The sequence below is a fragment of the Actinotignum sp. usb-actsch-213 genome, from assembly GCF_059085665.1.
In genome coordinates this window covers 54,086-69,809 of record NZ_JBHNSQ010000049.1, presented here as the reverse complement: position 1 = coordinate 69,809, position 15,724 = coordinate 54,086, and the positions used below count along the sequence as shown (strand labels likewise).

12 protein-coding genes, 1 tRNA gene and 1 pseudogene are annotated in these 15,724 nt (G+C 63.0%); 10 read left to right on the top strand and 4 right to left on the bottom strand.

Going from position 1 to position 15,724, the window contains the following annotated elements:
* Positions 1-158: 158 nt before the first annotated feature.
* The 6 genes from pth to eno all read left to right on the top strand — a co-directional run bounded on the left by pth (position 159) and on the right by eno (position 8,408).
* The gene (pth, locus tag AC5RK6_RS05875) at positions 159-746 is read left to right on the top strand and encodes an aminoacyl-tRNA hydrolase (RefSeq protein ID WP_284891062.1); all 588 of its coding nucleotides are present in this window, start codon (positions 159-161) and stop codon (positions 744-746) included.
* A 59-nt stretch (positions 747-805) separates the two neighbouring features.
* Positions 806-4,444, top strand: coding sequence for a transcription-repair coupling factor (gene mfd / locus AC5RK6_RS05870; protein WP_284891061.1), 3,639 nt, complete (start codon positions 806-808; stop codon positions 4,442-4,444).
* A gap of 311 nt (positions 4,445-4,755) precedes the next feature.
* A complete protein-coding gene (locus AC5RK6_RS05865; RefSeq protein ID WP_320757263.1) occupies positions 4,756-6,306 on the top strand; it encodes a hypothetical protein in 1,551 nt (516 codons plus the stop codon).
* Entirely contained in the window at positions 6,300-6,422 is a 123-nt protein-coding gene (locus AC5RK6_RS05860; protein ID WP_320757264.1) for an LPXTG cell wall anchor domain-containing protein, read from the top strand. The genes AC5RK6_RS05865 and AC5RK6_RS05860 overlap by 7 nt, the downstream gene beginning before the upstream one ends.
* 141 nt (positions 6,423-6,563) lie before the next feature.
* Positions 6,564-6,908 (top strand): hypothetical protein, encoded by a 345-nt coding sequence (locus tag AC5RK6_RS05855; RefSeq protein ID WP_284891057.1) that lies wholly within the window; start codon positions 6,564-6,566, stop codon positions 6,906-6,908.
* Between the two features lie 219 nt (positions 6,909-7,127).
* Complete coding sequence (gene eno / locus AC5RK6_RS05850) at positions 7,128-8,408, top strand: phosphopyruvate hydratase (protein ID WP_016443220.1); 1,281 nt, start codon at positions 7,128-7,130, stop codon at positions 8,406-8,408.
* A 631-nt stretch (positions 8,409-9,039) separates the two neighbouring features.
* Here the strand turns inward: eno and AC5RK6_RS05845 are convergent.
* Positions 9,040-9,213 carry a hypothetical protein gene (locus tag AC5RK6_RS05845; RefSeq protein WP_284891056.1) on the bottom strand — a complete coding sequence of 58 codons (174 nt, stop codon included), beginning with the start codon at positions 9,211-9,213 and terminating at the stop codon, positions 9,040-9,042.
* A gap of 173 nt (positions 9,214-9,386) precedes the next feature.
* Here AC5RK6_RS05845 and AC5RK6_RS05840 point away from each other — a divergent pair, with 173 nt between their 5' ends.
* Together AC5RK6_RS05840 and AC5RK6_RS05835 are read left to right on the top strand one after the other, a co-directional pair.
* Entirely contained in the window at positions 9,387-9,995 is a 609-nt protein-coding gene (locus AC5RK6_RS05840; protein WP_284913004.1) for an FtsB family cell division protein, read from the top strand.
* Positions 9,996-9,997: 2 nt separating this feature from the next.
* On the top strand, positions 9,998-11,548 hold the full coding sequence (locus tag AC5RK6_RS05835) for a DUF501 domain-containing protein (protein WP_394532162.1): 1,551 nt from the start codon (positions 9,998-10,000) through the stop codon (positions 11,546-11,548).
* Here the strand turns inward: AC5RK6_RS05835 and nhaA are convergent.
* On the bottom strand, positions 11,545-12,927 hold the full coding sequence (gene nhaA / locus AC5RK6_RS05830) for a Na+/H+ antiporter NhaA (protein WP_284891054.1): 1,383 nt from the start codon (positions 12,925-12,927) through the stop codon (positions 11,545-11,547). The two genes, AC5RK6_RS05835 and nhaA, sit on opposite strands and share 4 nt — an antisense overlap.
* 180 nt (positions 12,928-13,107) lie before the next feature.
* Between nhaA and AC5RK6_RS05825 the strand changes: the two genes are divergently transcribed.
* Together AC5RK6_RS05825 and AC5RK6_RS05820 are read left to right on the top strand one after the other, a co-directional pair.
* Positions 13,108-13,181: transfer RNA gene (locus AC5RK6_RS05825), tRNA-Leu, on the top strand.
* 209 nt (positions 13,182-13,390) lie between these two features.
* Positions 13,391-14,433, top strand: a pseudogene (locus tag AC5RK6_RS05820) (Bax inhibitor-1/YccA family protein).
* Positions 14,434-14,509: 76 nt separating this feature from the next.
* Here AC5RK6_RS05820 and msrA read toward each other — a convergent pair.
* Together msrA and AC5RK6_RS05810 are read right to left on the bottom strand one after the other, a co-directional pair.
* A complete protein-coding gene (msrA, locus tag AC5RK6_RS05815) occupies positions 14,510-15,151 on the bottom strand; it encodes a peptide-methionine (S)-S-oxide reductase MsrA (RefSeq protein ID WP_284891051.1) in 642 nt (213 codons plus the stop codon).
* 87 nt (positions 15,152-15,238) lie between these two features.
* Positions 15,239-15,724: a GreA/GreB family elongation factor gene (locus AC5RK6_RS05810; protein ID WP_016443212.1), complete on the bottom strand. Its 486-nt coding sequence runs from the start codon at positions 15,722-15,724 to the stop codon at positions 15,239-15,241.

The following is a 15,724-nucleotide window of genomic DNA, read 5'->3' as shown; positions in this document are numbered from 1 at the left end:
GCAATGCACCCCACTCGCCACGAGTGACTTTCACGCGGCCGCGGACGCAATGTCCGCGGCCGCGTGCCATGTCGGCGTCGTCGTAAAAAATACGAGGCACGCAGGAACGCAACAATCTCGGGTAAGCGGGTACGGTTGAAGATGCACAGGAGGAACGCATGTACGCTGTTGTTGGATTAGGTAATCCCGGTGCTACCTATGCCGGAACTCGCCACAATTGTGGGTATATGGTGGTGGCGGAGCTTGCCGCGCGCTGCGGGGGGCAGTTGCGCTCGCACGGCGCCACCCAGACGAACCAGCTTTCCGCGCGGGTGGGGGTGATGCCCGGGCAGGCCGGTGAGCAGGTCATTCTTGCCACGTGCCAGTGCTATATGAATACCTCGGGAGGGCCGGTGAGCTCGCTGCTGCGCTATTACGACTGCCCGGTGGAGAACCTTATTGTGGTTCACGATGAACTTGATCTTCCTTTCGGAACGCTGCGTCTCAAGCGCGGCGGGGGCGAAGGCGGGCATAACGGGCTCAAGTCGATTTCGCAGTCCACGGGCTCGAAGGATTATATTCGGCTGCGCTTCGGCATCGGCCGGCCGCCCGGGCGCCAGGACCCTTCCGATTTTGTGCTGCGCCCTTTTAGTTCGGCGGAGCGCAAGGAGCTTGACGTGCTCATCGCACAGGCCGCGGACGCCGTGGAGGATGTGCTACGTAACGGGCTGGAAAGCGCCACGATGCGTTTGCATACGAAGCATTAGCCGGTGGCGCCGAGCGTGAACCAAAACCCCAGAAGGACGAGGAAGGAAACGAGCGTCCCGTGCAATTAGAATCCTTGCTGCCGCTCATCGGCGCCGATCCCGCTCTGAGTGGCGCCGCCGCTTCGACCGCTACTCGCCTGGATATTCCGATGCCGCGCGGGGTGGTGCCCCCGGCCCTGGCCTACCTTACGCACGGCGGTGATTCGGTAACCGGCCCCGCCGCATCGCATCCCCTCCACGTGGCCATTACCGCGTCGGGGCGGGAGGCCGAAATCCTCGAGGGCGCGATGCGCGCGTACCTCCCGGCCGAGCAGATCGCGGTATTCCCCTCCTGGGAAACGCTCCCGCACGAGCGCCTGTCCCCGCGTTCGGATACGGTGGCCCGCCGCCTGCTCACCCTGCGCCGCCTGGCCCATCCGGAAGAATTCGAGCCGCTGCGCCTGCTCATTATGCCGGTGCGGGCGCTGCTCCAGCCCATTACCCGCGGGCTGGGTGATCTGGCGCCCGTGCGCATCCGCCTCCATGAGGATGCCCCCATGGAGGAGGTGGAAAACGCGCTGGTGAACGCTGCTTACACCCGGGTTGATATAGTGGAACGCCGCGGCCAATTCGCGGTGCGCGGCGGAATTCTGGACGTTTTCCCGCCCACGGAACGCCATCCGATCCGCGTGGAATTCTTCGGAGATACCGTGGACGAAATCCGCACTTTCTCCGTGGGCGACCAACGTTCCATGGAGGAACGCGAGGAGCTCTACGCCCCGCCCTGCCGCGAAATTCTCCTCACCGAATCGGTGCGTACCCGCGCCCGCGCGCTCATCAGCGAGCTGCCCGGCGCCACCGATATGCTCGACAAAATCGCCGCTGGCATCGCCCCGGAGGGCATGGAGTCCCTCACGCCGGTGCTCGTGGACGGCATGGACGCCGTGGTGGATGTGCTTCCCGCCACCGCCCGCCTCCTCATTATCGAGCCGGAGCGCGTGGACCAGCGCGCCGAGTCGCTGATTGCCACCACGGAGGAATTCCTGGCGGCGGCCTGGAGCGCGGCGGCGGCCGGGGGTACGCCGCCGGTTCAGGCCAATGCGGCGAGTTTCGCGAGCGTCACGGCCACCCGGGCGGAAGCGCTGAAACGCGGCCAGGCCTGGTGGACGCTCGGCGGCTTTTCCGGAAACGTCGCCTCCACTGGAGGCACCACCAAGAACGACGACGCCGGCGCCGCTGTCGCGGCGCGCGAACCGCGCAAATTCCTCGGGAAAGTTGATGAGGCTCTCGCCGCTATCGGGGAGCAGGCACGGCGCGGGGTGCGGCAGGTGCTGGTGGTGGACGGGCCGGGCTTGGCGCGCCGCTACGCGGAACAGCTCGGTGAGCTGGGCGTTCCCGCCAGCGCGGTAGCGGAGCTCCCCGCGCATTTCGAGTCCGGGGTGGTTTACGTGGTGGCCGCGCCCATCGCCGAGGGTTTCGTTATGGAAGGCCAGCAGCTCGGGGTGTACGCGGGCGCGGATCTGACCGGGCGGGGCGGTTCTTCCACCCGGGATATGCGCACGCTGCCCAAGCGGCGCCGCAAGAATGCCGTTGATCCGCTGTCTCTTACTCCCGGGGATTTTGTGGTGCATGATCGCCACGGGGTGGGCCGTTTCGTGCGGATGGAAAAGCGCGCGATTGGCGGTAAAGGCGGGCAGCGCGAATATATTGTGCTGGAGTACGCGCCGTCGCGGCGCGGTGGGCCGCCCGATCAGCTTTGGGTGCCCACCGATCAACTTGACCAGGTCTCGAAGTATTCGGGCGGCGAATCCCCGAGCCTCAATAAAATGGGCGGGGCCGATTGGGAGAAAACGAAGTCGAAGGCCCGGGCTGCCACCCGCAAAATTGCTTCCGAGCTTATTCGTCTCTACGCGCAGCGCATGGCAACTCCGGGTATCGCATTTTCGCCGGATACTCCCTGGCAGCGCGAGCTCGAGGACGCTTTCGCCTACGTGGAAACCCCCGATCAGCTGCACACCATTGACGAAGTGAAAGCCGATATGGAAAAGCCGGTTCCCATGGATCGCCTTATTTCCGGGGATGTGGGCTACGGCAAAACAGAGATTGCGGTGCGAGCGGCTTTCAAGGCGGTGCAGGATGGCCGCCAGGTGGCGGTTCTGGTGCCGACCACCCTGCTGGTGGAGCAGCATCGGGAGACTTTCGAGGAACGCTACGCCGGTTTCCCGGTGCGGGTGGCGGCGCTTTCGCGTTTCCAGAGCCCGCGCGAATCGGAGGAGGTCATTTCCGGGCTCGCCGCTGGCAGTATTGATGTGGTGATCGGCACCCACCGCCTGCTCACGGGAAATGTGCGTTTCAAAGCCCTCGGCCTGGTGGTGATTGACGAGGAGCAGCGTTTCGGCGTCGAACATAAAGAGACGCTCAAGCAGATGTACCCGAATATCGATGTGCTCTCGATGTCGGCCACCCCGATTCCGCGCACGCTGGAAATGGCGGTCACGGGAGTGCGGGAAATGTCCACCCTGGCCACTCCGCCCGAGGAACGCCACCCGATTCTCACCTACGTGGGTGCGCGGGAAAATCGCCAGATCAGCGCCGCGATTCGCCGCGAGTTGCTGCGCGACGGCCAGGTTTTTTACGTGCATAACCGGGTGGGGGATATGGGCCGGGTGGCCGCGCAGCTCGGCGAGCTGGTGCCCGAGGCGCGCATCGCCGTCGCCCACGGAAAAATGAGCGAACGCGATCTGGAAAATGTTATTCAGAATTTCTGGGATCACGAGATAGACGTCCTCATCTGCACCACCATCGTGGAAACGGGCCTCGATATTTCCAATGCGAATACGCTCATTGTGGATAATGCCGATAAGCTCGGGCTTTCCCAGCTCCACCAGCTGCGCGGGCGCGTGGGCCGCGGGCGCGAGCGTGCCTACGCGTATTTCCTTTATGATCCGGATCGCGCGCTCACGGAAACGTCCCTGGAACGCCTGCGAACCATCGCCGCGAATACCGACCTCGGGGCCGGCACCCAGGTTGCCATGAAGGACCTCGAAATCCGCGGGGCGGGCAATATGCTCGGCGGCGAACAATCCGGCCATATTGAGGGCGTTGGTTTCGATTTGTACGTGCGCATGGTCTCCGAAGCGGTCGCGAAAATACGTGGGGAGATTCCGGGCGACGACGACGCCAGCAGCGATGTGCGCATTGAGCTGCCGGTGGAAGCCTACCTGCCCGAAGATTACGTGCCTTCCGAACGGTTGCGCCTGGAGATTTACACCAAGTTGGCGGCTTCGCGCGGGGAGGCCCAACGCGAGGAAATTCGCGCGGAATTGCGCGACCGCTACGGGGAGATTCCCGAGGTGGCCGCGCGGCTTTTCCGGATAGCGCAGCTGCGTGACCTGGCGCGCAGTGCCGGGCTGGAGGAAATTACCCAGATGGGGCGCAATGTGCGTTTCACACCGGTGGCGCTGCCTGACTCGCGGCAAGCTCGGCTCAAGCGCTTGTATCCGGGGGCGATGCTCAAGCCGGCGGTTCGAGTCCTCATGGTTCCTGTTCCGCCGGCGCCTGCCGCTGGAAGCGGCGGGTCTGGAAGCACACGGCCGGTGTCGCTCGGGGTGGCGCAGACGTCCGCGCGCCTCGGAAGTGGAGCACCCATGGAAGGTGATGAGCTGCTCGAGTGGGTGTCCAATCTCATCACCGCGGTATTTATTTCCTCAGTGGGGTAGCAGCGGGTTTAGCAGCGGGCTATTCCGGACTTGCGGCCGGTGTTCCCGGCTCGCTGGCCTGCCCGCATACGCACCGCTGTGACGGTTTTGCATTTGAAGCATCTTTATTAATACTGCCGTAATTTGATAACTTAAATCGTACGTTGTGGCGGTGGAATCGATGGGCTGGGCTACGGGTACCCGCGTGGAAAGCTGGCGCGCTCGTGTGCTTATGTTCGTTAGGGGCGCCTAAGTCCAAGAAATGGGATGACGCAACGGCACCGATGGTGGCGGCTACCTGTGGCGTGGCTGCTGAGAGCGTAAGGAAGAATATGAAGAAAGTACTCAGAGGTGTCGTGGCTGCCGCGACCGCCTGCACAGTGATGCTGGGCGGTGCGGGCGCGGCTCTCGCGGATTCGACACGCCTGAACGAAGCCACCGCGCCGCTTGCTTCGGAGGTGTCTTCGGGTGCCGGAGCTGCGGGCGCTGCCGATGCAGGCGCGCCGGCCCCTGCCGCCGCTGCTGATACCAGTACTGCCGACTACGCTGCGGGCAAGATTAATGAAGCCTTGGGGGCTACCCCTGCCGATCAGGCCGATGCCTGGATGGTCAGTGCGCTGCAGAATCAGGCCTCTCACTACTCCAAGGCCTATGTGGACCAGCGTTTCGTTGCGGCCGCCCAAACCTATGTGAATGCCTATTCCAACGGGGTATCCGAGCTGGACAAGGCCATTGTTGAAGTAACCAAGACGGCTAAAACCGTTGCGGAAATGGATCGCCGGGTCAACGAAGAATTCCAGAAGTCCGCGGCCGGAAATAAGAGCGAAGTTGTCCAGAAGATTCGTTCCTGCATCGACCTCGCCAAGCAGGGCAAGAGCAAGGAATTCAACCAGTGCCTCAACGGCATTATCGTGCTGCAGAATCTCGAAGCCTACGAGAAGATGATTATTGCGGGTGACGCGGTGCTCAACGGGGATGTTTCCTATATTGATGCGGACACCCTCGCCCAGCTCAAGAAAGACGTTGCCTACCTGCGTGAAGCGGCGGCGTACCGCCCCGAAGCTGAGAAACTGACCGGGAAGACGTGGTGGAAGGATATTGATCCGGCTACCATTACCCCGCTTGGGGATGCTGAATATGCTCGCCTGGAACAGCTGCGCTGGATTATCTCCGGCGAAAAGGAATTCAACGGCGTGAAAACCACCTACGGGCAGAGCTCGAACCGGGTGCGTGATTTGGTCCGCAAGGCGGGCTCTCTCAAGGCCAAGGCTGATACCGCTGCCCTTATCGCGGGCTTGCAGAACCCGGTGGTGCGCAATGCGGCCCAGCAGCTTTTCGATGCTGCCCCGGATAACTACGCTGCCGATACCTTCTCCCATGTGCTTCCGCTCCTTGATGCCTGGGCTACCAAGCTGAGTGAAGCGAAAGCCGCTATTGAAGCCGAACAGGCCGCTCAGCTCAAGGCCCTGGCCGCGCTGGATTGCGCTCCGCAAGCCGCGCGTACCCAGGCCGAAGCCGATATTCAGGCAGCCACCGCTGCGGCACTCGAGAAACTCAATCCGGTTGTGGACGAAGGCGTGCTCGCTGAGATCACTGCCGAACACGCAGCAACCGTGCGTGGCGCCGTCCATAACGTTGCTTCCCTCAAGGAATGCACACCCGCGGACCCGACCCGACCCAGCCGGCGCAACCGACGCAGCCTGCCGACCCGACCCAGCCGGCGCAGCCGACCGATCCGGATCAGCCCTCCCAGCCGGCCGCTCCGGCTCAGCCCGCGGATCCGACCGCGTCCGCGCAGCCCACTGTGCCGGCACCCGCGGACCCGGCCCCGGCCGAATCCTCCAAGCCGGCCACTCCTGCTAAGCCCGGCAAGACCGTGGTGAAGAAGTCGGCGAAGAAGCTCCCGAATACCGGTGCGGAAGCCGCCTCCTTGGCGCTCCTCTCCGGTGTCCTGCTCACCGGCGGGGCGCTCGCGGTGCGGCGTCGTCGTGCCGCCTAAACGCGACCATTAAATGAGCTGATGCTCGGGCGGGCCCGGCACGTGCGATATACAAGCGCGTGCCGGGCCCGCTTTTTCGAAAAACTAGTGACGTTTCATTTTTTTGCTCTAGGATGATAAAAGCACAACAAAGGAGTTGTTATGACGATGAACGTGAGTCCGAATCTTCTAAAGAATTTTGCGCGGCGCACGTACGGCGTTGCGGGTGCGCTGTTGGTCATCGCGATTTTCCTCCAGATTGCGGGGCCCTTCGCCATGCTGGAGCTCAATGAGCTTTCCGCTGGCACCGCCGATCCGGTCAAGGTTGGCGTGGCCTATGTGGTCAAGGTGCTCATGGACATCTTTACCCTGCAGCTGGCCGGGGTTGCCGCGCTCATCGCTTTCCTGGCTCACCCCGTGCTGACCTCGGTGGTGAAAGAGGAGGGGAGCGGGGCGGGCGTCGTCGTCGTACCTAACGGCGCAGCGGAAGAAACCACGGCGCACTAAACTCTCCGCGCAAGTGCGTGAGCTAGTTAGCACCCGGGCGGTTCGCGCGCGGTGCCAAAGTCCCGAGTGGGCGAAAATCTTCGCGGCTCAGGGCGAAAACGCCGAGTTAATCACGGCCTGAGCATGACGCGCGCGGGTGTTTTGAGAGACAATAGAAACAGCGGATATTCCGCGCAGGTAGCCACAACTATGTGGCACGGTCTATATGAAGGAGTACCTGTGGCATTCATTGAGGCAGTTAACGCCCGCGAAATTCTCGACTCCCGTGGCAACCCCACCGTTGAGGTTGAAGTTGTCCTGGATGATGGCACCTACAAGCGCGCATCGGTTCCCTCCGGCGCGTCCACCGGCGCCTTTGAAGCCGTGGAAAAGCGTGACGGTGATAAGGGTCGTTACCTCGGTAAGGGTGTCGAGCAGGCAGTGGAAGCGGTGAATGAAATCATCGCTCCGGAAATCATTGGCATGGACGCCAATGATCAGCGCGCTCTTGACGCGCTGCTCATTGACCTGGACGGCACGGATAACAAGGGCAAGCTCGGCGCGAACGCCATCCTGGGTGTGTCCCTCGCCGTGGCGCACGCCGCCGCCGAATCGGCCGGCCTGCCGCTCTACCACTACATTGGCGGCCCGAACGCCCACATCCTGCCCGTTCCCATGATGAACATCCTCAACGGTGGCTCGCATGCCGATTCCAACGTTGATATTCAGGAATTCATGATCGCCCCGATCGGCGCCGAAACCTTCAAGGAAGCGCTGCGCTGGGGTGCTGAGGTGTACCACACCCTCAAGAGCGTTCTCAAGGAACGCGGCCTGGCCACCGGCCTGGGCGATGAGGGCGGCTTCGCCCCCAACCTGGATTCCAACGCCGAAGCTCTGGACCTCATCGTCGAAGCGATCGAGCGCGCCGGCTACACCCCGGGCAAGGACTTCGGTCTTGCCCTGGACGTTGCCGCCACCGAATTCTTCGAGAACGGTGTTTACAAGTTTGAGGGCGGCACCAAGTCCTCGGACGAAATGATCGCCTACTACGAAGAGCTCGTGGAGAAGTACCCGCTCGTGTCCATCGAGGATCCGCTCTCGGAAGACGAATGGGATGCCTGGAAGAAGCTCACCTCCGAAATCGGTGACCGCGTCCAGATCGTTGGCGACGACCTCTTCGTCACCAACCCCACCCGCCTCCAGAAGGGCATCGAAACCAAGGCCGCGAACGCGCTCCTGGTGAAGGTGAACCAGATCGGTTCGCTGACCGAAACCCTCGAAGCCGTGGAGCTCGCGCACCGCAACGGCTTCCGCACGATGACCTCGCACCGCTCCGGCGAAACCGAGGACACCACGATTGCGGATCTCGCGGTGGCCACCAACTCCGGTCAGCTCAAGACCGGTGCTCCGGCCCGCGGCGAGCGCATCAACAAGTACAACCAGCTGCTGCGCATCGAAGATGAACTCGGTGAGGACGCAGTCTACGCCGGTCGCGCTGCTTTCCCGCGCTTCAAGGCCTAAGCTTCTGGAAGCTCCGGGCTGGCTAGCTGGGTAATCAGGTAGCCCGGTGGCCCACGGATAGCGCTGAGCGCCGCTCCTTCCTTTCGGGGGAGGGGCGGCGCTTTGTTGGGTGGCCGTTTGGTGCGCGCATCCGAATCGCCGCGGCGGCAGGTGCGGGGTGTTTTTCCGAGGTGTACTTCGCATGTACGACATCTGCACTACATCTCTGAAAACATATACCGCCCGGCCTGGGCCTCGTGTGACTATTGGGCGTTGTGAAACTCGTGAGATTCTTAGGGGATGATCGTCGCGTTTGCCCGAAAACAAAATGCAACGGCAGCTACGTTAAGAAATTGTTTTGATGTCGTCAGGTTGCATTGTGTGACCTTGGCGGGGGCGCGCCCTATTCGCGGGCGGTGATGCCGGGCGCCTAGACTGGTAGCCATGAGTGTTCGCCGTCCCCCCTCGCGCCCCGAGCGCAACCGCCGCATCTCCGCGCGCGGAGTTCTGGGGAATCAAGGATCTGAAGCGAACCAAGGAAATCAGGCGAAGCGCCGCGACGCGGCGCTAAACCGCAGGGATGCTGCGCCGAATCCCCGGGACGCCGGGGCAAACCCCCGCTCAAGTGGTACCCGGCGAAAAGGATCCGACCTCATGCCGCGCGGTAAAGCAGGTAGTCGGAAACCGAAGCGACCCGATAGGGGAGCGCGCGGCGATGCGCAGGCGCGCTCAGCCCACTCAGCAGCCCGTTCACCTCACTCGGCTGCTCGTTCAGCCAGCTCTCCGGCTCGCGCCGGGGCTGCTTACCGCAGTGAAACGCCATCACGCCCGGGTGCTACCCCGCGGCCCGGAACCAAGCCTCGCACCGGAGGAAAACCGTGGCAGGGGGGAAATCAGCGCCAAGCCACCAGTAACCGCTCGGATAAAAGCAGCCGGCCCGGGCGGGGCGGTACGCCAGCGAACAAAGTTGGGAGAAAAGGCCAGCGCCGGGCCATAAAAGTGGAAACCGGCCAGCGCCAGCACACCGTGAGCTTGCGAGCCGTAGCTATCGCGCTTTTTACTATCCTCGCCATCATTATTGTGACCCCCACGGTTTCGCGCTTCTCAGAACAGCAGCACGAATTGCGGGCGGTGCGTGCAGAGCTGGAAAACGTGCAGCAGCACACCCGGGAACTCGAAGTGGAAAAGGCCCTGTGGAACGACCCGGATTACGTGCGGGCCCAGGCTCGGGTGCGGCTTGGCTACGTTGTTCCCGGCCAGCGGCTCTTCGTGGGCGCGGACCCGAATGAGGGCACCGCCCAGGAGCAGCTGGAAGAACGGGTCGCCACCGTCAATCGCGAACGCCGCGCGAATACTCCGTGGTACATCACCGGCTGGGATTCCATCACCATCGCGGGTAATTCCGTGGACGGGCAGATCGATAACCCGGACGAAGCCCCGATGTACACGCCGCCCACGCCGCAACCGGATGGAGCCACGCAACCGGAAGTCGAAACCCCGGCGGATGGCTCGGCTCCCGCCCCGGCAGATCAGTCCGCAGAACAACCCGCGCCGGAAGACGCCGCAAACCAGGCACCCGATACCGCGCCCGCCCCCGAAGGAGAATAAGCATGACCGATGTCCTCACCGAGCGCGATGTCACCCCCGAGCTTCTCACCCGTATCGCCGCGAATGCCACCCCGCTGCGCCCCACCGACCGCGCCGAGGTAGCCGCCCAGCTCGGGCGCGTCCCGCGCGGCCTCGTCGGCATCGGGGCACGCTGCGCCTGCGGCCGCCCCGCGGTCACCATCACCCTGCCGCGCCTTGGCCACGGCGAACCCTTCCCGACCCTCTTCTACCTGTGCCTGCCCTACCTGGTCAAAGAGATTTCTCGCCTGGAAGCGCGCGGGGAAATGGCCACCATGACCGCTGCTTTATCCGACGACGCCGCATTGCGCGCCGCTCACCTGGCCGCCCACGAATCCTATATAGCGCGCCGCTCCCTGCTCGGTGAGGTCCCGGAAATTGCCGGGGTGTCGGCCGGTGGCATGCCCGAGCGGGTCAAATGCCTGCACGCGCTGGCCGGCTACGCGCTGAGCGCGGGGCGGGGAGTATGCCCGCTGGGGGACCGTGCCCTTGAGCTCGTTGGCTGGGACGCCACCACCTGCCACTGCGAGGATGCACCCGCCGCGCCCTCGCAGCGGGTTGCCGGTATTGACTGCGGCACCAATTCCATTCGCCTCCTCATTGCCGATGTTCCCGGAACGGACGGCAGCGCCCTGAGTGATATCACCCGCCAGATGGAAATTGTGTACCTGGGCCAGGGTGTGGATGCCACCGGGCACTTCGCCCCCGAAGCCCTCGAACGCACCCTCAACCAGGTCGATATATACGCGCGCCTCTGCCGGGAAGCGGGAGTGACCTCCATTCGCTTTGCTGCCACCTCCGCTACGCGTGATGCCTCCAACCGGGCGGACTTCCTCGATGGGGTGGTGGCCCGGCTCGGGGTGCGCCCCCAGGTGCTCACCGGCGCTCAAGAAGCCCAGACCTCTTTCTCCGGCGCAATTTCCGCGCTGAGTTCGCCCACCTCCCCGGTGCTCCTTATTGACCTGGGTGGTGGCTCCACCGAACTCGTGCTCGGGCGCGCGGACGGCAGCGTGATAGCCAGCCATTCCATGGATATTGGCTCGGTGCGGATGCGCGAACGCCACCTGCGTCACGATCCACCCACCCCGACCGAACTGGAAAATGCCCGCGCCGATATCCGCACGGCCTTAGACGAAGCAGAAAAGCACGTTCCCCTCGGGCAGGCTGAACAGGTGGTCGGGGTGGCCGGTACCGTCACCTCGGTAACCGCCACCTGGCTGGGCCTGGACACCTACGATTCGGCGGCCGTGCACGGCACCGCGATGCCCTTGGCCGATATCGATAAGGTCACCGACTGGTTTATCCACGCGCCCCTAGAGGAGCGCGCCGCGCTCGGCTTTATGCACCCGGGGCGGGCCCCCGTGATCGGAGCCGGGGCGCTGGTATGGCAAGAAGTGGTGCGTCGCATTGCCGAGCGTTGCAGCGCCGCGGGCCGTCCACTCGCCACCATCACCACCTCGGAACACGACATCCTCGACGGCCTGGCCCTGTGGGCTGCCCGGGAAGCCCAGCCTCCCGCCCGGCCCGCCGCTTAGGAGGCAGAGTCCGGGCTGCTACTGGCGGCGTCGTCGTGCAAGGTACCGGAAGCGCGGTGATGCCGCACCCGCACCCGGGTAGCGAGCGCCCCGAGAACCACAGAGAGTAGTGTGCCGAGGAGTACGCCCACGCGCGCGTGAGCTTCGTGCGGGTCGGTGGGCGCGAAGGAAAGCTGCGCGATAAGCAGCGAGACCGTGAAGCCGATACCGGCCAGGATTGACATGGGGAAAATATCGCCCAGGTGCAGGCCCTCGCCCAATTTGAGGCGGAAAACTTTCACGAAAAGCCAGGTGCCGCAGAAAATGCCGAGGCATTTGCCCAGCGGGAGACCCAGGTAGATGCCGATGGCAACCGGGTCGGTGAGCAGCGCGGTGATTCCGCCGGCATCGGTAATATTCACGCCCGCGGCGAAGAAGGCGAAAATCGGCAGTGCAATCCCGGCCGACCAGAAAATAAGCCGTTCGCTATAGCGTTCCGTGAGCGGGGTGTCATCCGCGTCGGTGGTGGACGTGGGGATCATAAAACCAAGGACTACCGCGGAAATGGTGGCGTGGACTCCGGCGCGGAAGAAACAGTACCAGCACACCAGCGCCAGCGGCCACAGCAGCCACCAGCGGTTCCAACCTTTCCAGCACAGCAGCCCGAACACGACCGCCACCAGCAAGCCGCCGGCCAGGAAAAGGATATTGACCCCCTCCGAGAAGAAGATCGCGATGACGATAATGCCGCCCAGGTCGTCGGCCACCGCGAGCGTCATGAGGAAAATACCGGCGGCTTTCGGTAGCCCCTTACCCACCAGCGCCAGCACCCCGAGCGCGAAAGCGATATCGGTGGCAACAGGAATAGCCCAGCCGTCATAAATATGGGCGCCGGAAATAGCCTGGGTAGCGCAATACACCCCAATAGGTCCGAGCATACCGGTCACCGCAGCCAGCACCGGCAGGGCCGCCTTACGCGGGTCGTTGAGGGAACCGATGGTGAATTCCTGCTTGAGTTCCATGCCCACCACGAAGAAGAAAAGCGCGAGCACGAAATCCGCGGCCCAGTGCGCCAGATCCAGGTGGAGCCCTAAGCTTTCCGGCCCGATTTTCGTGGCTGCCAGCGCGAAATAAGTATCGCGGCCCGGGGAATTGGCCCAGATGAGCGCCACGACCGCCGAAATGACCAAGACCAGACCGGCAAAAGATTCATTACGCAGTGCCTCGCTGTAGCGTGTGACCGGCGCTGCGAGTTTCCCCACCCGGCGCAGGCCCGAGCGGAGCTTGCGCTGCCCGGTTTCCGAAGCGCTTTCCGGGGGCGCGGCGCTTTCCGCTGCGGTGGCGGATTCAGGTGCGATGGCGGATTCGTGAGTGGTGTCGCGGTTCTCGCGCTGTGTCATTCCCTCTCGATTCTATGTGCCTAGGTTTTGGTGGTACGACGGCGCAGCTAGCGGCCGGCGGCCCCTACTCAGGTACAAGCCGGTGAAGCGACGCGCTTAGGATCCCCCCTACTCTACAGGGTGGCGCAACAAGGTAGTATTCTAGGGATGTTCATACGGGCCGGCGTGCTCGCATGTTCAGCCCCCGTAGCCCAATTGGCAGAGGCACCCGACTTAAAATCGGTTCAGTGTCGGTTCGAGTCCGTCCGGGGGTACTGATTGGATATGCCATGTTTCGGGAGCTGATGCTCGGGGGTAATCGCGGAGGTGTGTCCGGGTTTATTCCGGTTTATTCCCGTAAACAGTGATCTTAGGCTGATTGAGGAAAACCAAGAAGTCTTTCAGGAAAAATTCAGGCACGGGCTTGAGAATAACCCTGGAGACGATAGTGGACGAGTTATAACCAAGTTTCTACGTAACCTGGATGCTAACCGGACGATGGTCGCGTCTGACAGTAGGCGGGCCGCCTATCCGGCGGTCCACCACAATACAGGAGGGTATTTTGTCGAATCCCGTGATGAGTAACAACCCGTATTTCCGCAAGGGTGCTGCCACACCGAACCAGCAGTTCCGCGGTGGCAATATTGCAACGGAACCGCGCCAGGGGTACCAGGCCGGCCCGGGTGTTTATGAACAGCCGGGTGGCGGCTACGGTGCGGAGCAGTCCGGCTGGCACAACCAGTACAACTTTGCGCATCCGGACTACGGTCAGGCTTATCCGCAGCAGGACTATGACCAGTACGCGGGCGGCTACGGCCAGCCCGGTGCTTTCGGGGCTCCGGCAACCGCCACCATGACCTATGACGATGCCATGGTGAAAACCGCGATTCTGCTGGCGGTCTCCATCGTTGCCGGCGCGGCCACCATGCTTTTCGTGCCGCTGGACTACGCGATGATGCTCGCTATCCCGGCCTCCCTCATCGCTTTCGCGGTGGGCATGTTCGGGGCTTGGCGCCCGATGGTCGGCCCGGGTATCTCGATTGCCTACTCCCTTTTCCAGGGCGTGGCTCTCGGCGCGATCACAATGCTTTTGACACTCTCTATCCGGGGGTCGCTTTCCAAGCGATTCTGGGTACCGCGATTGTGGTGGGTGTAGCGGTGTTCCTCCACATGTCCGGCAAGGTCCGCACCACGGCCAAGGGCCGTCGGGTGGTCCTCACCATCATGATCGCCTACATTATCTTCGGTTTCGTCAACCTCATTCTGATGCTGACCGGCGTGACCAACTCGCTGCGTAATATTACGGTGGGTGGCTTCCACCTGGGAATCATCCTCGGTCTGGTTATGATCGCGGTGGCGGGCTACGTGCTCATCTCAGATCTGGAAACCGCCAAGCTCGCGGTGGAACGCCACGCCCCGAAAGAATTCGCGTGGACGGCAGCTTTCGGCATCGTTATGACGGTCCTGTGGATTTACCTCGAAGTGCTGCGCGTCGTGGCCTACCTGGCCGCATCCTCGCGGAACTAAGGCTGATAGCTCAAACGAAGGCCGGGACGGAAAAAATCCGTCCCGGCCTTCGGTGGTTTCTGGTAATGGTCCGGGGCTAGCCGAGCGGGCCAGCGCCCGGGAGCGGGCAGGCGATCCCGGTGCGTGCATGGCATTGGTAGCCGTGCGGAACCTTATGAAGATAACCCTGGTGCTCCTCTTCGGCCAGGTAGAAGGGCCCGGCGGCCAGCGCCGGTACCACTTCCGTCACGATAGCTCCCCGCCCGGCCGCCCGAAGAACACCCTCATAACCGGCAATCATGGCCCGAGCGGTGCGCTCCTGGATGTCCGTCGTCGTAAAAATAGCGCTGCGATACTGGGTGCCCACATCGTTTCCCTGCCGATTAAGCGAGGTCGGATCATGGGACTCGAAGAAAAGCTGAAGTAACTTCTCCAGCGGAAGCACACGCGGATCAAAAACCACTCGCACCGTTTCCGCGTGCCCGGTGCGGCCCGTGCACACCTCCGCGTAGGTGGGATTCGGCGTGGTGCCGCCCATATAGCCAACCGCGGTGCTCAGCGTGCCGGCTTCCCAAGCCAGCTTTTCCGCACCCCAAAAACACCCGGAGGCCAGGTAGATAAGCTCCTCACCCGGACCGGGTTCGGCAAGCACGGGCGTACCCAGAACCACGTGCGGCGCCGGATTCGGATTAATCGGATCGGGTCGGCCGGGCAGTGCGGGGGTAGCAGACAGATTCACGATCAGCTCCTTAGCTCTTACCTAAATGTTCGCCTTGCTTTCCGCTTTCCTTGGTGCCTTCGCGTGGCACCTTAGCCTTCTAGCTTCCTAGCCTTCGTAGGGCTTGATATCAAGGATTTCCACCTTGACGGGGCGGCCCAGGCGGTTCTTGAAGGTGGTTTTCTCCCCCTTCTTCAGGCCCAGGATTGCTTGCCCGAGCGGCGCGCTTTCCGGATACACTTCCATCCCCACAATATCCGCGGCCTCCCGCGAACCGAGGAGGAAGGTTTCTTCCATGCCGCCAATGGTGGCTGTCACAACCGTGCCGGAGGCCACCTCATCACCCGAGGGAGGCTCGGATACATGGGCGTTTTCCAGCAGAGCGGTCAGCTCTACGATCCGCCCCTCCAGTTTCGACTGCTCTTCGCGAGCCGCCTGATAGCCACCGTTCTCCCGCAGGTCACCTTCCGAGCGGGCCGCTTCGATCTTCTTGGCGATCTCCGCGCGCTGGACGGTAATCATGTCATTGAGTTCGGCCTTGAGGTGCTCATACGTTTCGGGGGAGAGCCACGCTCCCTTGGTGTTTTCAGACAT